At 62.9% G+C, this 20,855-nt stretch carries 18 protein-coding genes; 8 read left to right on the plus strand and 10 right to left on the minus strand.

The window, feature by feature from the left end; all coding sequences use genetic code 11:
* Positions 1-6: 6 nt before the first annotated feature.
* The 5 genes from BDB13_RS24090 to clpS all read right to left on the minus strand — a co-directional run bounded on the left by BDB13_RS24090 (position 7) and on the right by clpS (position 3,611).
* Entirely contained in the window at positions 7-765 is a 759-nt protein-coding gene (locus BDB13_RS24090) for a cyclic nucleotide-degrading phosphodiesterase (RefSeq protein ID WP_169634653.1), read from the minus strand.
* 112 nt (positions 766-877) lie between these two features.
* Positions 878-1,522 (minus strand): rhomboid family intramembrane serine protease, encoded by a 645-nt coding sequence (locus tag BDB13_RS24095; RefSeq protein ID WP_094274025.1) that lies wholly within the window; start codon positions 1,520-1,522, stop codon positions 878-880.
* Between the two features lie 69 nt (positions 1,523-1,591).
* Positions 1,592-2,659 carry a P1 family peptidase gene (locus tag BDB13_RS24100; RefSeq protein WP_094274026.1) on the minus strand — a complete coding sequence of 356 codons (1,068 nt, stop codon included), beginning with the start codon at positions 2,657-2,659 and terminating at the stop codon, positions 1,592-1,594.
* The gene (gene aosR / locus BDB13_RS24105) at positions 2,656-3,246 is read right to left on the minus strand and encodes an oxidative stress transcriptional regulator AosR (RefSeq protein WP_094275163.1); all 591 of its coding nucleotides are present in this window, start codon (positions 3,244-3,246) and stop codon (positions 2,656-2,658) included. Before aosR ends, BDB13_RS24100 begins: the two co-directional genes overlap by 4 nt.
* 53 nt (positions 3,247-3,299) lie before the next feature.
* Positions 3,300-3,611 carry an ATP-dependent Clp protease adapter ClpS gene (gene clpS / locus BDB13_RS24110; RefSeq protein ID WP_243619220.1) on the minus strand — a complete coding sequence of 104 codons (312 nt, stop codon included), beginning with the start codon at positions 3,609-3,611 and terminating at the stop codon, positions 3,300-3,302.
* 121 nt (positions 3,612-3,732) lie between these two features.
* Here clpS and BDB13_RS24115 point away from each other — a divergent pair, with 121 nt between their 5' ends.
* The 3 genes from BDB13_RS24115 to BDB13_RS24125 are packed head-to-tail and all read left to right on the plus strand — an operon-like array spanning position 3,733 to position 7,739.
* Positions 3,733-5,067 carry a nicotinate phosphoribosyltransferase gene (locus BDB13_RS24115; RefSeq protein WP_176459660.1) on the plus strand — a complete coding sequence of 445 codons (1,335 nt, stop codon included), beginning with the start codon at positions 3,733-3,735 and terminating at the stop codon, positions 5,065-5,067.
* Positions 5,067-5,681 (plus strand): nicotinamidase, encoded by a 615-nt coding sequence (locus tag BDB13_RS24120; RefSeq protein ID WP_094274029.1) that lies wholly within the window; start codon positions 5,067-5,069, stop codon positions 5,679-5,681. Before BDB13_RS24115 ends, BDB13_RS24120 begins: the two co-directional genes overlap by 1 nt.
* 9 nt (positions 5,682-5,690) lie before the next feature.
* Entirely contained in the window at positions 5,691-7,739 is a 2,049-nt protein-coding gene (locus tag BDB13_RS24125; RefSeq protein ID WP_094274030.1) for an ATP-dependent DNA helicase, read from the plus strand.
* A gap of 68 nt (positions 7,740-7,807) precedes the next feature.
* On the opposite strand, the gene glgP is transcribed toward BDB13_RS24125, so the two are convergent.
* Positions 7,808-10,408 carry an alpha-glucan family phosphorylase gene (gene glgP / locus BDB13_RS24130; protein WP_094274031.1) on the minus strand — a complete coding sequence of 867 codons (2,601 nt, stop codon included), beginning with the start codon at positions 10,406-10,408 and terminating at the stop codon, positions 7,808-7,810.
* A 139-nt stretch (positions 10,409-10,547) separates the two neighbouring features.
* Here glgP and BDB13_RS24135 point away from each other — a divergent pair, with 139 nt between their 5' ends.
* Genes BDB13_RS24135 through BDB13_RS24145 form a run of 3 tightly spaced genes read left to right on the plus strand, consistent with a single transcriptional unit; the run spans position 10,548 to position 16,197 of the window.
* The gene (locus BDB13_RS24135; RefSeq protein ID WP_094275164.1) at positions 10,548-12,548 is read left to right on the plus strand and encodes a maltotransferase domain-containing protein; all 2,001 of its coding nucleotides are present in this window, start codon (positions 10,548-10,550) and stop codon (positions 12,546-12,548) included.
* Positions 12,548-14,749 (plus strand): 1,4-alpha-glucan branching protein GlgB, encoded by a 2,202-nt coding sequence (glgB, locus tag BDB13_RS24140; protein WP_094274032.1) that lies wholly within the window; start codon positions 12,548-12,550, stop codon positions 14,747-14,749. Before BDB13_RS24135 ends, glgB begins: the two co-directional genes overlap by 1 nt.
* The gene (locus tag BDB13_RS24145) at positions 14,749-16,197 is read left to right on the plus strand and encodes a neutral zinc metallopeptidase (protein WP_094275165.1); all 1,449 of its coding nucleotides are present in this window, start codon (positions 14,749-14,751) and stop codon (positions 16,195-16,197) included. The genes glgB and BDB13_RS24145 overlap by 1 nt, the downstream gene beginning before the upstream one ends.
* A gap of 20 nt (positions 16,198-16,217) precedes the next feature.
* Here BDB13_RS24145 and BDB13_RS24150 read toward each other — a convergent pair whose 3' ends face one another.
* The 3 genes from BDB13_RS24150 to BDB13_RS24160 form a co-directional block, all read right to left on the minus strand.
* The gene (locus BDB13_RS24150) at positions 16,218-17,114 is read right to left on the minus strand and encodes a tetratricopeptide repeat protein (RefSeq protein WP_094274033.1); all 897 of its coding nucleotides are present in this window, start codon (positions 17,112-17,114) and stop codon (positions 16,218-16,220) included.
* Between the two features lie 108 nt (positions 17,115-17,222).
* On the minus strand, positions 17,223-17,582 hold the full coding sequence (locus BDB13_RS24155; protein ID WP_374230442.1) for a DUF3817 domain-containing protein: 360 nt from the start codon (positions 17,580-17,582) through the stop codon (positions 17,223-17,225).
* A gap of 94 nt (positions 17,583-17,676) precedes the next feature.
* Positions 17,677-18,870: an acetyl-CoA C-acetyltransferase gene (locus BDB13_RS24160; RefSeq protein WP_094275166.1), complete on the minus strand. Its 1,194-nt coding sequence runs from the start codon at positions 18,868-18,870 to the stop codon at positions 17,677-17,679.
* Positions 18,871-18,978: 108 nt separating this feature from the next.
* On the opposite strand from BDB13_RS24160, the gene mce reads away from it, so the two are divergent.
* Both mce and BDB13_RS24170 read left to right on the plus strand, forming a co-directional pair.
* Positions 18,979-19,452, plus strand: a complete 474-nt coding sequence (gene mce / locus BDB13_RS24165) for a methylmalonyl-CoA epimerase (RefSeq protein ID WP_094274035.1) — start codon at positions 18,979-18,981, stop codon at positions 19,450-19,452.
* A 40-nt stretch (positions 19,453-19,492) separates the two neighbouring features.
* Positions 19,493-20,515: a hypothetical protein gene (locus BDB13_RS24170; RefSeq protein WP_094274036.1), complete on the plus strand. Its 1,023-nt coding sequence runs from the start codon at positions 19,493-19,495 to the stop codon at positions 20,513-20,515.
* A 3-nt stretch (positions 20,516-20,518) separates the two neighbouring features.
* On the opposite strand, the gene BDB13_RS33115 is transcribed toward BDB13_RS24170, so the two are convergent.
* Complete coding sequence (locus tag BDB13_RS33115; RefSeq protein ID WP_094274037.1) at positions 20,519-20,851, minus strand: ATP/GTP-binding protein; 333 nt, start codon at positions 20,849-20,851, stop codon at positions 20,519-20,521.
* Between the last annotated feature and the right edge of the window lie 4 nt (positions 20,852-20,855).

A 20,855-nucleotide genomic window follows, 5' to 3' on the forward strand; every position in this document is an offset into this window, starting at 1 on the left:
CAGCTGTCAGATGTCGTACACACTTCCTGCGGAGACCGCGTGTACCGGTCCCGAGAATTCGGATTTCGCTTCGGCGATGACGTCCTCGCGGGACGTCCATGGCGGGATGTGCGTCAGGAGAAGTTCCTTCACACCGGCCAGAGCGGCGACGCGGCCGGCTTCCTTTCCCGACAGATGAATGCCCGCGGGGCGATCAGGACTGTCGGTCCACGACGCCTCGGACAGCAACACGTCGGCGCCTCGGGCAAGTTCGACGACGTTGTCGCACATTCCGGTGTCGCCGGTGTAGACGAGAACCTTCCCGGCAGCATCGGTAACTCGGAATCCGTAGGCCTCGGGAGGATGGTTCATCCGGCTCGGAACGACGGTCAGTTCACCGAAGGTGACGGGCTCGTTCTCGGCCCACAATCTCAAGTCGATGGTGTCGGAGATGTCATCGATTTCTCCGGCACATTCTGCGGACGAAGTCCCGATCCGGCAGGCGGTATCAGTCGGGCCGTAAACCAGTGCGCGACCTTCGGGCCGATTGGGATGGTAGCGACGCCACACGAGCAGGCTCGGCATGTCGAGACAATGATCGGCGTGCAGATGCGAGAGCAGGATCGTCGCCTCGCCGGGGTCTGCGTAACGTTGCAGAGCGCCCAGCACTCCGGGGCCGAAATCTATGACGAGCGGCGGGGTACCCGGCGCCGTGAGCAAGTAGCCCGAAGCCGGTGAATCCGGCCCCGAGACGCTGCCGGAACACCCCAGGACGGTCATGCGCATACGGGTCATGCTGCCACGTCTACCCACGAACAAAAAAGCTCCCGTCCGTTTTTGCGAGTCGAAGTCACACCCGCCGACGGGTGTGACCCACGTCCGTATCGAAAGTGCCTGGTCAGGCCGAAGTTACAGCGCCGGCCCGCTTGGTTCGATCACCTGACGCAAGTGCCCACGCAGCCACGACGCCACCAATCGCGCCGAACAAGTGCCCCTGCCACGAAACCTGCGGATCACTGGGCAACACGCCCCACAGCACTCCGCCGTAGATCACGAAGACAACAACCCCGATCAGGATCTGAGTGAAACTTCGTGTGAAGAATCCTCGAACCAAGAGGTACGTGACCCAACCGAAGATGAGTACGGATGCCCCGACGTGATTCGAATTCGCCCCGGCAAAAAGCCACGTTCCGACGCCCCCGACCACCCAGATGATCCCGGTTGCCTCCAGCCCACGGGAAATCCCCGAGACGAGTACGAGATAGCCGAGAATCAGCACCGGAATTGTGTTCGCAATCAGGTGCGCCCAGTCGTCGTGAAGCACCGGTGCAAAGAGAATGCCCCAGAGTCCGTCCAAAGTGCGAGGTGTGACTCCGGCATTTTGGATGTGCTGCCCGGAAATGGCGTCCACAATTTCGATGACATACAACGCCAGGACAAATCCGCCGATCAGCACGGCCGACTGCTTCCACACCGACGGGGGTTTCGATGTGGGAACGGGTGTCCGGGCACCGAAATCCGGACTGTTGAAATCCATCGTCATCGCGGGCGTCCTCACAGTAGGTGTGTCTACTTCGAGATTACCGTCGCGGGCTTGGGTCGTAGGGAGGAGCTAAACGAACGCTGACGGGAACAAGTCTCGATAACTGGGAATGCCCGCAACCGCGGTCGCGTCCAGAATTGCCTTGACGATTGCCCGCTCCACAACCTGAGCGGCAGCCGCACACACCGCGTCGAGGATGGGCAGATCCGCCGGAAAAGCGGCCGGCACCGCGATCTCGAATTCCGGGACGTGGGTTCCGGTCGCAAGGGCAAAAATCGTGTCACCGTCGAGTGGCGAGTGGGCCGGCCGGATGGCCCGAGCCAAACCGTCGTGTCCGGCGACGGCGACGCGTCGGCAACCGGCCTTGGTAATCGCCGCATCGGTAGCAACAACCCCGATAGTGGTGTTGAGAACCGTCCCCTTGGCTGCGACGGCATTGGCGGCGTCAAGTTCGGACGGCACCGGCAGACGTAGTCCGAAAGACTCGGCACCGTCGGATCCGACGCCCCACGGCAAGCCGGTTCGCGGATCGAACACAGACCCCACCGGGTTTGCGACGATCAACGCCGAAACCGTTGTCCCCTCAGCCGGTCCGTCGGCAATCACGACGCTGGCAGTGCCGACTCCACCTTTGATCGCGCCGGCGCGAGCCCCGACGCCGGCGCCCACAGTGCCGGTCGCACATTCGCTCGACGCCGTATCCGCGGCCAGGAAACCGAAATCGGCGTCGGGCCGAATCGTCCAGTCCCCCACCGGAAGATCGAAGATCACAGCGCCCGGCACGATGGGAACCACCTGACCCGGCGCGCCCATCGCGATTCCGTGGCCGTGTTCTTCGAGCCACCGCATCACGCCGTCGGCGGCTGCCAAACCGTAGGCACTACCGCCGGTCAGCAACACTGCGTTGACTTGCTGAACCGAATGGCTCGGATCCAGCAGATCCGTTTCCCGGGTGCCGGGTCCGCCGCCGCGAACATCAACGCCCGCAACCACTCCGGCCGGCGCGAGGACTACGGTGCAACCCGTCGCGGACCCGGTTCCCAGGGTTACATTGTCGTCGAGTCGGTGATGGTGACCTACCGAAATTCCGACGACGTCGGTCAACGAATCCGTGGGGCCGATGGTCGTCGCAGTCACGGCATGAGCGCCTGAACGAGCGAATCCTGCATCCACGTCAACCAGTGATACACGTCCAGATGAGGCGCCCGCGGATCGTCGGGATCCAAACTTTCCGGCGTATCCGCATCGATCCCCAAATTGGTTCCGAGAGCCAGGCGTACGTCATTGAGCGCCGATAACCACGCGTCGGCTTGTTCCTGCGTCAACAGAATTTTGCCACCCGTTTCGGGCAGCGAAGCCAACAGCGCGCGACCCGACGCTTTCTTGGCGTCGATGATCTCGGGCTCGTGCAAACTCCGCAAGGCACCGTTGACGTTGGCGCCGGCGTCGTCGAGATCGTCCGGATCGGGCGAGACCTTGTCGGGGTCCGGCCGATGAAAATCGGGAAGCAACCGTGCCAGCACCGGATTGTCCGGGGACTCCGAATTCCCGGTTCGCAGTCCGGTGAGCGCGGCAAGTTCGTCCTGCGGAGCCGACGATTCGCGTTCGTCCAACAGTCCGATCACCGACTCGACCAGCGAACGAAGGACCGCTGCTTCGTGAGCGTCCATCTCGGATCTGAACTTCACTCCGGAAAGTGAATTCTTCCTGCTCCACGTCCGCACGCGTCGGACTCCCATCTGTCATCGGGTCGAAATTTATTGAAAGTAAACGAGACTTACGTGTCTTCGCGTTGCATCGTGGCCCAGAGACCAGCCGCGTGGAGGCGCCGAACGTCGGCTTCCATCTTGTCGCGGGAACCACTGGAGACGACGGCCTTGCCCTCCGAATGGACCTTCATCATCAGATCGTTGGCCTTGGCCTTGCTGTAGCCGAACAGCTTCTGAAAAATGTAGGCGACGTAATGCATCAGGTTGACCGGGTCGTCCCAGACGATGGTCACCCAGGGCCGATCGACGGCTTCTATAGTCGCGACAGCCTCCGACTGCTCGGGCACCGCACGCGGTGAAGACACCGTCGCACCCTTCATCGAGACGCGCGCCGAGGCGGTCGTGGGAACTGTCGCGCCGCCGGAAACCATGTCTCCAGGGTACGACGCGATACCGGGTGACAACACCCACCCACACACTCTCCCGCTTAGAGTTGTGTGCGTGCCTACGCAAAATTCCGATCGTCCTGACACTGCGGCGAGTACCGCACTGCTCACCGACCAGTACGAGCTCACCATGCTCTCGGCCGCGCTTGCCGACGGATCTGCATTCCGTACCTGCAGTTTCGAGGTCTTTGCTCGCAGACTCCCCGACGGTCGCCGCTACGGTGTTGTTGCCGGCACCGAGCGTGTGCTGGGTGCGCTGGAGCATTTCCGCTTCGGTGAACCCGAACTGGCGGTCGTCTCGAAGTTCCTGGACGACGCGACGGTCGAGTGGCTGCGCAACTACCGATTCTCGGGCGACATCGACGGTTACCGCGAAGGCGACTTCTACTTCCCCGGCTCACCCATCCTCTCGGTCCGCGGAACGTTCGCGGAATGCGTATTGCTCGAAACGCTGATCCTCTCGATCCTCAACCACGACAGCGCCATCGCATCGGCCGCAGCACGCATGGTCAGTGCCGCCGACAATCGCCGGATGATCGAGATGGGTTCACGCCGCACCCATGAGCAGGCTGCCGTCGCAGCGTCCCGCGCCGCGTACCTGGCAGGGTTCGACGCCACCTCCAACCTCGAGGCCGTCCGCCGCCACGGTGTTCCCGGCGCCGGCACCAGTGCTCACGCGTTCACCCTCCTGCACACCACCGAAAACGGAACCGACGAGGCTGCGGCATTCCGCGCTCAGGTCAATGCGCTCGGTGTCTCGACCACCCTGCTGGTCGACACCTACGACATCACCGAAGGCGTGAAAACCGCTATCGCCGTGGCCGGCACCGAACTCGGTGGAGTGCGCATCGACTCCGGCGACCTCGGGGTGATCGCCCGTCAGGTGCGTCGCCAACTCGACGACCTCGGTGCCACCAAAACCCGCATCGTCGTCTCGGGCGATCTCGACGAGTACGCGATCGCTGCCCTGCGCGCCGAACCCGTCGACGTCTACGGCGTCGGCACCTCCCTCGTTGTCGGCTCGGGCGCTCCCACTGCGGGCATGGTCTACAAGCTCGTCGAGGTCGAGGGAATCCCCGTCGAGAAGCGCAGCACCAACAAGGCGTCGCGCGGCGGCGCAAAGAAGGCCCTGCGCGTCGCGCGACCGACCGGAACGATCGTCGAAGAAGTCATCTACCCCGCCGACGCTCCGTCTCCCGTCTCGGCGGCCGAGGGCGCTACGGAACTGATGATTCCGCTCGTACGCGGCGGCAAGACCGTCGACGGCGTCCCGACCCTCGAGGACAGTCGAGCTGTTGTGAAGGCCGGACTCGTCAGCCTCCCGTGGGAGGGCTTGAAGCTCTCTCGCGGAGACTCCGCGGTACCCGTCCGATTTGTCGGAGGTCAGTGATGTCTGCGCGTGCCTTGATCGTCGTCGACGTACAGAACGATTTCTGTGAAGGCGGGACACTCGCAGTCGACGGCGGCGCTGGCGTTGCCGCTGCGATCAACGATTTTGTCGACTCTCACGAGTACGACGCCGTCGCCGCGACCCGGGATTTCCACATCGATCCGGGCACTCATTTCTCCGAGGATCCCGATTACGTCGACACGTGGCCGGCGCACTGCGTGGTGGGTACCGACGGCGCGGAATTCCACCCCGCGTTCGATGCGACTGTTGCGGGTTCTGCCGTGTTCTCCAAGGGCGCGTACAGCGCGGCCTACTCGGGGTTCGAAGGTTTTGCCGAGGACGGCACCACGTTGGAGCAGTGGTTGCGCGCCCACGACATCACCGACGTCGACGTGATCGGTATCGCGACAGATCATTGTGTGAAGGCCACTGCGCTCGATTCAGTGCGTGCCGGCTTCGGCACCACAGTGATCCTTCCCCTGACCGCCGGTGTGGCACCGGCCACCATCGAGGCCGCGATAGCGCAGATGCAGGCCGCCGGAGTGCAGCTCACAGGCCGCGACGAGAATGCTCCTTCCCACAGCGTCGGCATTTCTGACGTAGGGATCCACTAACCTGCTTGGGTGGCCGATCAACTTCCGAATGTCCCCGAACTGCTCCGAGCGGCGGTGCAGTCTCTGGGCGGCGCCGAGCGGACCAGCCAGCTCACTATGGCGTCGGCGGTAGCGCATTCGATCGATACCGGCGAGCATCTGGCCGTCCAGGCCGGCACGGGCACCGGTAAGTCGCTGGCTTACCTGGTGCCGAGTTTGCGTCACGCCGTCGAGTCCGGGCGCACCGTCGTTGTCTCGACGGCCACCATCGCGCTGCAGCGGCAGTTGGTGGATCGTGATCTCCCCCGCCTCGCCGACGCACTGAAGAAGCCGCTCGGGCGACGCGCGGAGTTCGCAATTCTGAAGGGCCGCAACAACTACCTGTGCATGAACAAGATTCATACCGGAGCGTCCGAGCAGCCGCCCGAGGACGAATTGTTCGATCCGTTCACTGTCTCGCGTCTGGGCCGTGAAGTGGTCCGTCTCACCGAGTGGTCGTCCGACACCGATACCGGCGACCGCGACGAACTGGTTCCCGGCGTCTCCGATCAGGCTTGGCGACAGGTCAGTGTGACGTCCCGTGAGTGCATCGGAAAGAACCAGTGCCCGGTGGGCGAAGACTGCTTTGCCGAGCGTGCTCGCGTCGAAGCGTCCAAGGCCGATGTTGTGGTCACCAACCACGCGATGCTCGCTATCGACGCCATCTCCGGCATCCAGATCCTGCCGGAACATGATGTCGTCGTCATCGACGAGGCCCACGAATTAGTCGACCGCGTCACCGGCGTCGCGACCGCTGAACTCACTGCGTCCTCAATCAGCGCTGCCGCGCGTCGTTGCGGAAAGATCGTCGAGGAACAGGATGCCGATCGCCTCGAAGCTGCCGGCGAAGGCTGGGCCGGCCTCCTCGAGGAGCTTCGCCCCGGACGCTGGGAGTCGCTGCCCGACGGCGCCGCTCCGGCCCTGGCCGCAATCCGCGATGCCGCCTGGTCGCTCCGCACTGCCATCGGTCCGGCCAAGCCCGGCATGATGGCCGCCGACCCCGAAGCCGCTGCCGCCCGCAACGCAGCACTCTCCTCGGTGGACGACATTCACGACAGCGCCGTCCGCGTCCTCACCGCCTTCGACGAACCCGACCCCGCGAAGCGCAAAGACGTTGTCTGGCTGTCCTCCGACGAGTTCCGGGGCAACGTCCGCCGATCGGTCCGCATGGCTCCCCTGTCCGTGGGCGGCCTACTGCGCCAGCGCTTGTTCGCCGAGTCAACGGTGGTCTTGACATCTGCAACGCTCACCGTCGGCGGTTCGTTCGACGGTCTCGCCGTCAACTGGGGCCTACCGTCGCAGTCGTCGGTTCGCCCCGATTCCGGAACCGCCGTCGGCACCGAAGCACCCTCGGACGCTTCGACATTCCGCTGGAACTCCCTCGACGTCGGTTCACCGTTCGACCACGCCAAGGCCGGAATCATTTACATCGCCCGACACCTCCCGACGCCCGGACGCGACGGCTTGGCTCCGGTCTATCTCGACGAGATCGCCGAACTCGTCGAAGCTGCGGGTGGGCGCACCCTCGGACTGTTCTCCTCGATGCGGGCCGCAAAAGCTGCGTCCGAAGCGATGCGCGAGCGACTCGACACCCCAATCCTGTGTCAGGGCGACGACTCCACCGGCACTCTCGTCAAGGCCTTCGCCAAAGACGAAGCAACGTCACTGTTCGGCACACTGTCCCTGTGGCAGGGCGTCGACGTGCCCGGTCCGTCGCTGAGTCTCGTCATCCTGGACCGGATTCCGTTCCCGCGTCCCGACGACCCACTACTGATGGCCCGCCAGCAGGCCATCGAGTCCCACGGCGGCAACGGCTTTCTCAGTGTCTCGGCCAATCATGCGGCACTGCTCCTGGCCCAGGGCGTGGGCCGGCTGCTCCGCAGTGTCGACGACAAAGGTGTTGTGGCCGTACTCGATCCGCGTCTCGCGACGGCCCGCTATGCGGGGTACCTGCGCGCATCGCTACCGCCGTTCTGGGAGACGACCAAGCCGGAGGTTGTCCGCAAGGCACTGACGCGAATCCGTGATTCACGGCCCTGACACGGGCGTCGATTCGCGCGCCTGACGCAGTTCTGCCCCGAACCCAACTGGGTCCGGGGCAGAATCAGCTACCCAGCCGGCGTAGTCACCAGTCCGAGCTCCGAAGCATTCACCAGTAGCCGGTGATGCGGAAGCACTCGAACCGTGTACCCAACCGAACCCGAAACCGGAAGCGCTACTTCAGCTTCGAACACCTCGGTACCGTCCTCGGAACCGAAATGTGTCATCGGGAACGTCACAACGTCGGTGAGTTCCTCACCGGGACTGACCCGACCGATCACAGCCTGTACCTCGACATCAGAGACCGACAGACCACCGAGACGAACCTTTGCCTTCAGCGAGATGGTCGCGCCGATTTCCGGGGTGTCCGGCAATCCGGATCCGTCCACCTGCTCGACGCTCACCGACGGCCACTGCGATTCGATCCGTCGACGGAATTCCGCAACCTCGCGTGCCCCGGCAAAATTGTCGGCCACCACGGCTCGCGCAGATTCCGCGGACGGAGCGTAGTACTGAACCGCATAATCACGAACCATGCGTGATGCCAACACCTTCGGCCCGAGATTCTCGAGTGTATGCCGAACCTTCTCCACCCAACGCGTCGGCAGATCCTGGGTGTCACGATCGTAGAACGTGGGCAGCACTGCATGTTCGAGCAGTTCGTAGAGCGCGCTGGCTTCGAGATCGTCGCGCCGAACGTCGTCCAGAACTCCGTCGGCGGTCGGTATTGCCCAGCCGTTTTCACCGTCGTACATCTCGTCCCACCACCCGTCACGGATCGACAGGTTGAGTCCGCCGTTGAGGGCAGACTTCATGCCCGACGTTCCACATGCCTCGAGCGGGCGCAGCGGATTGTTCAGCCACACATCACAACCCCAGTAGAGGTAGCGCGCCATCGACATGTCGTAATCGGGCAGGAACACGATGCGGTGACGCACGTCTGCCTCGTCCGCGAAACGAACAACCTGCTGGATGAGTGCTTTGCCACCGTCGTCGGCAGGGTGCGATTTACCAGCCACTACCAACTGCACGGGACGCTTCTCGTCGAGCAGCATCGCGCGCAGACGATCAGGATCGCGCAGCATCAAGGTCAGACGCTTGTATGTCGGCACCCGCCGTGCAAATCCGACCGTCAACACGTTGGGATCAAAAACTCCACCGACCCAACCGAGTTCGGCTTCGGTAGCGCCGCGCTCGATCCACGACGCCCGGACGCGTCGACGCACCTCGTCGACCAACTTGCCGCGCAACGCATTACGCGTGCTCCACAATTCGGTGGACGAAAGCTCCTGCAGACGCTCCCAGCCGCGAGCCTCTTCGAGTTGTTCCTGCCCGACAATCCGTCTCGCGACGTCCATCCACTCCGGTGCCGCCCAGGTCGGTGCGTGGACGCCGTTGGTCACCGATCCGATCGGAACCTCGTCGGCGTCGAATCCCGGCCAGAGTCCGTTGAACATGTCTCGGCTGACGATGCCGTGCAATTTGGAGACACCGTTGGCGCGCTGGCCCAGACGAAGCCCCATGTGCGCCATGTTGAAGATCGACGGGTCCGATTCGCGGCCCATGCCCACGATGCGATCAACCGTCAGGCCCGGCAGCAGCGTCGACTCGTTCTCCCCGTTGGAGCCGCCGAAGTAGTGGCGAACCAGATCGGCCGGAAAGCGGTCGATCCCGGCCGGGACCGGAGTGTGCGTCGTAAAGACCGTGGCGGCGCGCACGGCAGCCAATGCCGAATCAAAATCGAGACCGCTGGTGGTGACAAGTTCACGAATTCGTTCGATACCCAGGAACCCGGCGTGGCCCTCGTTCATATGGAAGACCTCAGGATCCGGCAATCCGTAGGCCGCGGTGTACGCCCGAACCGCACGCACGCCGCCGATTCCGGCCAGGATCTCCTGCTTGATGCGGTGGTCCTGATCGCCGCCGTACAGACGATCGGTGACACCCCGAAGCTCCGCGTCGTTCTCTGCGATATCGGAATCCAGAAGCAGCAGCGGAACGCGGCCCACCTGGGCGATCCACACCCGCGAGCGCAGCACACGCCCGCCCGGCATCGCCACGTGGATGATGACCGGGGACCCGTCACCTGATGTCGGGCCGGCGTCGGTCAGCAAACGAAGCGGCAAACCCTGCGGATCATGAGGCGGGTAGTGCTCGGCCTGCCACCCGTCCGCCGTCAAGGACTGACGGAAATACCCGGACCGATAGAGCAGACCGACACCGATCAGCGGCAGTCCGAGATCCGACGCGGCCTTGAGATGGTCGCCGGCCAAAATGCCGAGACCACCGGAATAGTTGGGCAGGACTTCGCTGACGCCGAACTCCATGGAGAAATACGCGATTCCACCGGCCAGCGAAACACCCTTGGCCTGCTGCGCCTGGTACCAGCGCGGAGTGCTCAGGTAACTGTCGAGATCGGCTGCCGCAGTATCGAGGTCACGAAGGAAATCGGCGTCGCCACTCAGTTCGTCGAGTCGCGCGGGGTCCACTTCACCCAGCATGCGAACGGGATCGAACTGAACCGCTTGCCAGAGTTGCGGGTCGAGGCGCGAGAACAAATCCTGTGTCTCGGGATGCCAGGACCAACGCAAGTTGGTGGACAGAGGGCCGAGCGCGGCAAGGCGCTCCGGCAGGTGGGCTCGGACAGTGAACCGACGCAAGGCTTTCACCCCGCGAACCCTAGTCGAGTTGGTCGGGCTGTGTCCTTACAAGCACCGTGTCCGCTGGAAGCGACGACATGCCGGTACACCCACTACGGTTGAACTCGGCAACACCAGTAACACTCCACCATCAGAAATGGAGCTTCCCGTGACAGGACGCCTCGGTATCGACGACGCGATACCCGCGATCTCGGGTAACTATCCAGCCAAGGCTGTAGTCGGTGAAGTGATTCCCGTACATGCGACGGTCTGGCGCGAGGGCCACGACGCCGTCGCTGCGACCCTTGTCGTCCGTGGTCCTCGCGGAACCAAGTCGCTGCGAATCACGATGGACCCTGGCGGGGAGCCAGACACCGTCGATGCCGTGTTTGTCCCTTCCGTAGAAGGACTCTGGACATTTCGGATCGAAGCGTGGAGCGATCCTGTCGCAACCTGGAAGCATGCCGTCGAAGCGAAATTGTCCGTAGGACAGGGCCCGGCAGAACTTGCCAACGATCTTGAAATCGGTGCTCGACTCTTCGAACGAGCCGCCCAGGAACTTCCCCGGGCCAATCGCTCGAGGCTGGAGGCTGTGACGGCATCGTTGCGTAGCGATCAGACCCTGACCGCCCGGGTCGCGCCCGCTTTTGCCTCGGATGTCGCGGAATTGCTCCGAGCCAATCCGCTCCGAGAACTGGTGACCAAGGGAGAGTCGCATCCCGTTCTCGTGGACCGCCATCGGGCCCTGTTCGGATCGTGGTACGAGTTCTTCCCGCGCTCCACTGGGGGCTGGGACGAGAACGGAGTGCCGAAGCACGGGACGTTCAAGACTTCCGCAGAAGATCTTCCGCGCATTGCCGCAATGGGTTTCGACGTCGTCTACCTTCCGCCGATTCACCCGATCGGCGAGATCAACCGTAAGGGTCGCAACAACTCTCTCACCACACAGCCCGGCGACGTCGGTTCTCCGTGGGCCATCGGATCTACCGAGGGCGGGCACGACGCGGTCCACCCCGAGCTCGGCACTCTCGAAGATTTCAAAGCCTTTGTGGCGCAGGCCCGCAAGCTCGAACTCGAAGTGGCACTCGATCTCGCTCTGCAATGCGCTCCCGATCACCCCTGGGCCGCAAAGCATCCCGAGTGGTTCACAGTGCTCCCGGACGGCACCATCGCCTACGCGGAGAATCCGCCCAAGAAGTACCAGGATATCTATCCGATCAACTTCGACATCGACCCCGACGGCCTGGACAAGGAGATTCTGCGCGTCGTCCGACACTGGATCAAGGCCGGGGTCAAGATCTTTCGGGTCGACAACCCCCATACCAAGCCACCCAACTTCTGGGAGACGCTCATCTCGGAGGTCAAGAAGTCCGACCCCGGCGTCCTCTTCCTTGCCGAGGCATTCACCCGGCCGGCTCGGATGTACGGCCTTGCCCGACGAGGTTTCACGCAGTCGTACACGTACTTCACGTGGCGTGTCGCGAAGTGGGAATTGACGGAGTTCGGAAACGAGCTGGCCGCCAAGGCCGACGAAGCCAGGCCCAACCTCTTTGTCAATACTCCCGATATCCTGCACGAGTCGCTCCAACACGGCGGACCCGGAATGTTCGCGCTCCGAGCAGCTCTCGCGGCAACACTGGCACCGACGTGGGGCGTCTACTCGGGGTACGAACTCTTCGAGCACCAAGCGGTCCGGCCCGGTAGCGAAGAATATCTGGACTCGGAGAAGTACGAACTTCGTCCGCGTCGATTCGCCGAAGCCGCAGCACGAGGTGAATCGCTCGAGCCGTGGATCACCGCACTCAATCGCATTCGCCGCGCCCACCCCGCCTTGCAACAGTTGCGCAACCTGCACTTCCACCACATCGATAACGACGCGCTGATCGCGTATTCGAAGTTCGATCCGATCACCGGCGATGCCGTTCTCACGATCGTCAACCTCAATCCCTATGCCGCCGAAGACGGCACGGTATGGCTGGACATGCCGGCGCTCGGGCGTGAATGGCAGGATCAGATGACTGTCCTCGACGAAGTGACCGGCGAGCAATACCACTGGGGGCAAGCCAATTTCGTCCGCCTCGAGCCGTGGCGTGCTGTCGCGCACATCCTCGCGCTACCCCCTGTTCCCTACTCTGCCAGAACGTCGTTGGCATACCGCGGAGGAAATTGATGGCCGCACACAAGTTGCCCGCCGGGATCGCACCGGCCGCCCACGATCTGGACCTTCTGGCCCGCGGTGAACACCACGATCCGCACAGCTTCCTCGGAGCGCACCCACACGCGGGTGGCACAGTTCTGCGGGCACTTCGTCCCCATGCCGACGCCGTCAGCGCTGTCATCGGCGGGAAAACTTTTCCACTCCAACATATTTCGGGTGGAGTTTTCGCAGCACTGGTCCCGTACGCGGAACTGATCGACTACCGGTACTCGGTCACGTACCCCGGCGGACATACCGTCGTAGTGGCCGATCCGTACCGATTCCTACCCACCCTCGGCGATCTCGATCTCCACCTGTTCGGCGAAGGTCGACACGAACGCCTGTGGGACGTCCTGGGCGCGCACCCGCGCACCTACGAAACACCCGATGGAACTGTCACCGGAACATCCTTTGCCGTATGGGCTCCAGCCGCCCGCGGCGTCACCGTTATCGGCGACTTCGACGGCTGGGGTGGACAATTCGCTCCCATGCGCGTTCTCGGGTCGACGGGAGTCTGGGAACTGTTCCTACCCGATATCGCGTCCGGAGAACTGTACAAGTTTCGCGTTCACGGACATGACGGGTCCGTGAAGGACAAAGCCGATCCCATGGCCTTCGGAACCGAAGTACCGCCGGCGACGGCGTCACGGGTCACGACGAGTTCGTATGTCTGGGAAGATCAGGACTGGCTCGACGCCCGAGCGAGTCTCGACCCCGCCCAATCACCGATGAGCGTGTACGAGGTGCACCTCGGTTCGTGGCGTCCCGGCCTCGACTATCGGCAGATGGCCGAGCAACTCGCGCAGTACGTCACGCAGACCGGATTCACACACGTCGAATTGCTGCCCGTCGCAGAGCATCCTTACGGCGGGTCCTGGGGATATCAGGTGACGTCGTACTACGCCCCCACCGCTCGATTCGGGACACCCGACGACTTCCGTTGGTTCGTCGACCATCTGCACGCCGCTGGGATCGGCGTACTGGTGGACTGGGTTCCCGCACACTTCCCCAAGGACGACTGGGCCCTGGCCCGTTTCGACGGCACGCCACTCTACGAACACGCCGACCCTCAACGAGGGGAGCAACTCGACTGGGGAACATACGTTTTCGATTTCGGCCGTCGGGAAGTCCGTAACTTCCTCGTCGCAAATGCATTGTTCTGGCTCGAGGAATTCCACATCGACGGCCTGCGCGTCGACGCCGTCGCCTCCATGTTGTACCTCGACTACTCACGGCCTGTCGGCGGCTGGACCCCCAACATTCACGGTGGTCGCGAGAACCTCGAAGCCGTTGCGTTTCTTCAGGAAATGAATGCGACAGTCCACAAGAACCATCGCGGAGTTGTCACCATCGCGGAAGAATCGACCGCGTGGCCGGGAGTGACGCGTGCGACCAATGTCGGTGGGCTCGGGTTCAACATGAAATGGAACATGGGGTGGATGCACGACACCCTCGGCTTCCTCGGCCACGATCCGGTACATCGGACGTACCACCACCACGAGATCACGTTCTCGCTGATGTATGCGTGGAGTGAGAACTATCTACTCCCCGTCAGCCATGACGAAGTCGTGCACGGCAAAGGCACCTTGTGGACTCGTATGCCCGGCAACGATTTCGCCAAGGCAGCAGGCCTCCGTTCGCTCCTCGCCTACATGTGGGCGCACCCGGGTAAGCAGCTTCTGTTCATGGGCCAGGAATTCGGCCAGACCGCGGAGTGGTCGGAGGAACGCGGCCTCGACTGGTGGCAACTCGACGACGCGCACACCGGCACCCTCCATCGCGGTGTCACGCAGCTCGTCAGCGACCTCAATTCCGCCTACCGACAACATCCGGCAATGTGGACACTCGATACGTCGCCCGGTGGCTACTCCTGGATCGACGCCAACGACACCGAGAACAACGTCCTGAGTTTTCTGCGTTACGGTACTGACGGTTCGATTGTCGCGTGCCTGTTCAACTTCTCGGGCAGCGAGCATTCGAGCTACCGCGTCGGGCTACCTGAGCCCGGCCGATGGGTCGAAATCCTCAACACCGATGCCGAGTCCTACGGCGGCTCCGGTGTGGGGAACCTCGGTGCGGTCACAGCGACGTCGCAGTCGTGGCACGGTCGGCCGGCGTCAGCATCGGTCGCCCTCCCCGCCAACGGCGCGATATGGATCAGTCTGGAGCGTTGATGTTTGGCCGGCGAGCAGTAATAGTCACTTCGTCATTGATGGCAACTGCCGCCTTGCTGGTCAGCTGTTCGCAGGGCTCGACCGGTCACGCGGTCTCGATCTATCACGATCCGTTTCGAGTGGCCGGTCTCGACGCGTCCTCCGGTCCCAGCGGACTCCGCCCCGGGGCACCCAACGCCGAACGTGACATCGTCGGAACGGATGGTGGCCGCATCGACGCGCTTGCGGCCAACGCAGTTACCGACATCGAGACATTTTGGAAAACCCAGTATCCGGCACTGTTCAACGAGCCGTTCCAACCCGTCGATACCCTGATCTCCTGGGATCCCACCAAGCCCGACGGTCCGGAATTCTGCGAAGAGTCCACCAAAGATCTCATCAACGCCGGGTATTGCAGTCTCGATCACACCATCGGCTGGGATCGAGAACTTCTCTTGCCCGAGGTTCAGGAAAAGTTCGGCGACGTTGCCGTCGCATTCATTTTCGCGCATGAGTACGGCCACGCCATTCAACGAAAAGCCGACATTGTCGAAGGCGGATCCGATGCAGCTTTGGTGCGTGAGCAGCAAGCCGACTGCTTCGGCGGTGCCTTCCTCCGCAACGTCGCCGAGGACAAGGCGACTCACTTCACGATGAATACCTCCGACGGACTGAACAAGGTCCTCGCTTCTGCCGTAGCCATCCGCGACGACGACCCGAACGACCCCGATTCTCACCACGGGTCCGCATTCGAGCGGGTCACCGCAACCCAAATCGGATTCACCGACGGCCCCGGTGCGTGCGCCAAGATGGACGACGCCGAAATCGAATCCCGGCGTGCCGATCTCCCCCAGCAGTTCAGCGAACAGAGCGATTCCGGTGAGCTGCCCGTCACCGAATCCACCCTGCAAGAGTTCTTGAAAACTTTTCAGTCGATCTTCGAGCTGCAAAATCCTCCGACCGTGACCTTCGACGGCGCGGACACCGGCTGCACGGATGCCAAGACCACCGAGCCTGTGTCCTTCTGCCCCGCCACCAACACCATCGGAATCAGCGTCGACGAGTTGGCTGAGCGCGGAACTCCCGGACGGGTCGGCCGACGCGAGTTGATGCCGACCACCATCACCGGCGACTACAACGCGTATGTTCTGCTCGCGTCGAGATACACCCTCGCCATGCAGAAGGAACGGGGCCAGTCCCTCGACACCCCGCAGACCGCATTGCGCGCCGCTTGCCTGTCCGGAGTGATCACCGCGGCCTTGAGCCCCACCAATGCCGCGGCTTCGGGAGCTGAGGTCACACTGTCCCCCGGAGACCTCGATGAAGCAGTCTCCGGCCTACTCACAGACGGTCTCGCAGCCAGTGATGTCAACGGTGACACCGTCCCGAGTGGATTCGCACGTGTCGACGCCTTCCGGACCGGTGTGCTCGGTGGCCAGGTGGCCTGCGATAGCCGCTATACGGAGTAGCGGCCGTCGCAGTGAGTTGCTCAGTAGAGCGCTGCAGCCAGCTTGCGACGCGCTGCCATGACCATCGGCTCGGCGGGATCGAACAGCTCGAACAGTTCCAGAAGTCGCGTCCGGGCTGCGGCTTTGTCGTCGCCCGCCGTCCGCGCGACAACACCGATGAGGCGAGCAAACGCGGTCTCCGGCTTCTGCGCGTACATCTCTCTGTCCGCGGCGGCAAACTGCAGTTCAAGATTTGACGGATCAGCATCGGCGGCAGCGACAGAATCCGGATCCGTGTTCTCGACGCGAGCCATGAACTTCACCTGACGAACCGCGTTGAGTGCTTCGGCGTTGGTGGGCTCCTCGTCGAGGATGACCTGGTACGCCGCAATCGCGCCGTCAAGATCACCCGCATCGAGCGCTGTTTCCGCTGCAACGAACCGAGGGTCCTCGACTTCGGGCTCATCCGCTTCACCAGCGGCCGGTACGGGACCGCTGAGCTTGCCTTCAGTCGCTTGCAGAACAGCGGCAAACCACTGACTGAGCTGTTCTTCGGGCTGCGCACCTTCGAAATCGGCCAACGGCTGACCGGCCGCGACGGCAACAACGGTGGGTACCGACTTGATGCCGAATGCCTGCGCGATCTGCGGGCTCACATCGACGTCGACGTTAGCCAGAATCCACTGGCCACCGGCTTGCGCCGCAAAGCGCTCGAGCACCTCGGTGAAGACGACGGACGGCTCGTAGGCGCGTCCGCCGAGGTTGACGATCACGGGGACCTGGCTCGACTTGACCAGAACTTCCGACTCGAAATTCACTTCGTTTACGTCGATGACGGTCCCCGGGAGCGCAGAAACGGCCCCATCTCCGCTGGGCTTACGCGGGGGTGGAGCCGTCGCCCGCTCTTTGAGAGCGGATAAGTCGACTGCGCCGCTCATGGCGGCTGCTACTGCTGACGAACGCGCGGGGGGCCTGGATCCTGGTCGAGTCACGCGTTCCAGTTTGTCACGAGTTGGCCGAACCTACGAAGAAGAGGCCCGGTTCGCTCAGACGAGAGCGGCGTCGGTGTCACGCTCTGGCTCAACGACAAGGTCACCGGACTGGCCGGATCGCGCGCCCTCTTCGAACAAGATGGTCCCAAAGGGAGGGACGCTTGCGAACAGCGCCCAGAAGAGGGTCCGCCTCTTCCATGAAAGCTTCTTGGCGGTCCAGAATGCGATCACGATATATATGACGAAGACTGTCCCGTGAACGGGTCCAAATATCTTGACCCCGATTTCATTGCCGTCTTCGGGGAGGTACTTGAAGGCCATGCCGATAAGCAAGCCAACCCAAGTGAATGCTTCCAGGATTGCGATGAAACGGAACCGCTTAGCGGTGGTGCTGAGATCGAAGACGTTCGCCATGGGGCCCATTCTGCCCGAACAACTACGACGCCCCGTAGTGGTGTGAGGAAAACCACGGGGCGTCGTAGAGCGAAACAGATGTGCTCGGGTGTATTTAGACCTTCGGTACGCGCACGATCAGAGCGTCGCCCTGTCCGCCGCCGCCGCACAGTGCCGCAGCACCGATTCCGCCGCCGCGACGCTGCAATTCGAGCGCCAAGTGCAGAGCAATCCGCGCACCGGACATTCCGAGCGGGTGCCCGACGGCAATAGCGCCGCCGTTGACGTTCACCTTGGCAGGATCGAGCCCGAGCTCACGCGTCGACGCGATTCCGACTGCCGCGAAGGCTTCGTTGATCTCGACGAGGTCGAGGTCCTTGGGGTCGATGCCTTCCTTTTCGCAGGCCTTGGCGATGGCCCGCGCCGGCTGCGACTGCAAGGTGGAGTCCGGTCCGGCGACAACGCCATGGGCACCGATTTCGGCGATCCACGTCAAACCGAGTTCTTCGGCCTTGGCCTTGCTCATCACGACAACAGCGGCAGCACCGTCGGAGATCGGCGACGCCGAACCGGCGGTGATGGTGCCGTCCTTGCTGAATGCGGGACGAAGCTTGCCAAGCGATTCGGCGGTTGTATCGGCGCGGATGCCCTCATCCTGTGCGAACACCATGGGATCACCCTTGCGCTGCGGGATGGAGACCGGAACAACTTCGTTGTCGAAGAGTCCGTCCTTCCACGCGCGGGCCGCGTTCTGGTGTGAGGCCGCGGCAAACGCATCCTGCTCCGCGCGGGTGATGTGACTGTCGTCTTTCTGGTTGACCTGCTCGGTCAGCAGACCCATCGCCTGGTCGGTGAAGATGTCGTGCAGGCCGTCGTAGGCCATGTGATCGCGCATGGTGACGTCGCCGTATTTGAAGCCTTCACGGCTTTTCTCGAGCATGTGCGGTGCGCGGCTCATCGATTCCTGACCACCGGCAACGACAACCTCGAACTCACCGGCGCGGATGAGCTGATCGGCCAGGGCGATGGCGTCGACACCCGACAGGCACACCTTGTTGATGCTCAGTGCCGGAACGCTCATGGGGATTCCCGCTGCGACGGCAGCCTGACGAGCCGGCATCTGGCCGGCACCGGCGGTCAGAACCTGGCCCATGATGACGTACTCGACCTGCTCCGGAGCAACGCCTGATTTTTCCAGCGCGCCCTTGATGGCGATTCCGCCCAGATCGGACCCGGAAAGGTCCTTCAAGGAACCCATGAGTCGACCCATCGGGGTACGGGCTCCGGCAACAATCACAGAACTGGTCACGATTTCCTCCGGCTGCAAAAAGAGACATAGGCATCAGGCGCACGCGGCATACGAGTCAAGTCACATCCCGACGTGTACTACTCAAACGGTAGCGCTACCGTGAAAGGTATGACACAGACGTCCCCCAGTCCCGTTCTTGCACCGTTGTCTTCCGATCTCGTCGTAGCCATCGACCATGTCGGAATTGCTGTTCCCGATCTCGATGTAGCAATCGCGTGGTACACCCAGCACCTCGGCATGGTCTCCACTCACGAAGAGGTAAACGAAGCTCAGGGTGTTCGTGAGGCAATGCTCTCCGTCATCGGTTCACCCGAGGGCGCACCGGCAATTCAGTTGCTCGCACCCCTCGACGAGAACTCGACCATCGCCAAGTTCATCGGCCGCAGCGGCCCCGGCTTGCAGCAGCTCGCATACCGCGTCACCGACATCGAAGCCATCTCCGAGGAGCTCCGCGCGCGCGGCGTTCGGTTGCTGTACGACGCTCCCACCCGCGGCACCGCCAACTCTCGAATCAACTTCATCCATCCCAAGGATGCCGGCGGTGTACTCGTCGAACTGGTCGAACCGGCCGCGACGCACTAGCAGCCCAAACTCCTGCACGTATGCCAGGTAGATTATCGCCATGGCATACGAGCAGGACCGCGGTTCCATCCAACTTCCGTTCCAGATCGCCCGGAAGGGATACGACCGCGACGAGGTACGAAACTACTTCGAGCGGTTCGACGCCGAATTGCGGGTCACTGCGGCAGACCGCGATGCCGCGGCGTCCCAGGCCCGCGACCTTGCCAAACAGTTGGACGACGCCCGCGACGACATCGACGACCTCCGCAAGGATGTCGACCGGTTGTCCGTCCCGCCCACCACAGCGGAGGGCATGAGCGATCGCATCAGCCGCATGCTCCGTCTTGCATCCGACGAGGCGTCCGAGGTTCGCGCCAAGGCCGACGCCGACGCCGCGGAGATGACCTCGATCGCCGAGCAGGACGGCGTGCGGTTGCGCAGCCATTACGAAACCTTGATCGCGGAACTCGAAGACCGTCGTAATGCCATGGAAACGATGCACGAGCAGACCATGCTCCAAGCCCGAACCGAGGCTGCACGAATCGTCGAAGCCGCACAAGCGGAACGTGATCGCCTCGCAGCCGAATCCGAGGCGAAGCGCACCCAGATCCGTGAAGATTTCGATATTTCGATGTCGGAACGACGTGCGAAGGTTGTCGCCGCAGTCAACGACCTCGAGGCGTCCAGCAAGGCCGAAGCGGAACGTCGTTTGACGGATGCCACGCGTGAAGCGCAGCGCCGACTCCAGGCTGCAACCGACCAGTCCGAGCGAAAGATTGCGCACGCCAAGGAACTTGCCGAAGAACTGCGAGTTCTGCGTGGCCGAATCCTCGCGCAGCTCCTCGGAATTCGCGGTCAACTCGATTCCGTACCGGCGATGCTCGCCTCGGTCAATCGTGAGAGCGAACTGCTCGACGCGCCCTCGGCGCCGGCTGCACCGGCCGCTCCTACTTACGACGAAGACGAGTACAACGAGCCGAATTCGACGGACGAAGAACTCGATGACCGAGACGACGCCGAGGAAACCAATACCGCCGAGATCGACACCCGTGCGGTCGAGCAGCGAGCCCAGTCCCGCAACTGAACTTCAGGACCACCTTCTGGTCAGGCTGCGAGTCCCGCGGCCTGACCAGCATCCGGTGTGCCAGTGCCGACGTTCGGTAGCGCCGCCGGGTTCCGACGGCCAGGTCACGACATGCGCGACGCCAGGACTGATGTCATGGTCACAGCCAGGGCACCGGTAGAATTTCGTAGCGTTGGCGCCGGGAATTGGCCGCACCATGAACAATTCGCCGCCCGGACCCGGTTCTTCGCGAACCACTGATCCGCCGAAGAGAACGCCCCTGGGCTCGTCCGAATCCTGACCACGTCGATTGTCCGTTCGACGGGTCTGCTTCGGAATAGGTTTGCGGCGCGGCATGTCA

The organism is Rhodococcus sp. OK302 (genome assembly GCF_002245895.1).
In the GTDB taxonomy this organism is placed as follows: domain Bacteria; phylum Actinomycetota; class Actinomycetes; order Mycobacteriales; family Mycobacteriaceae; genus Rhodococcus_F.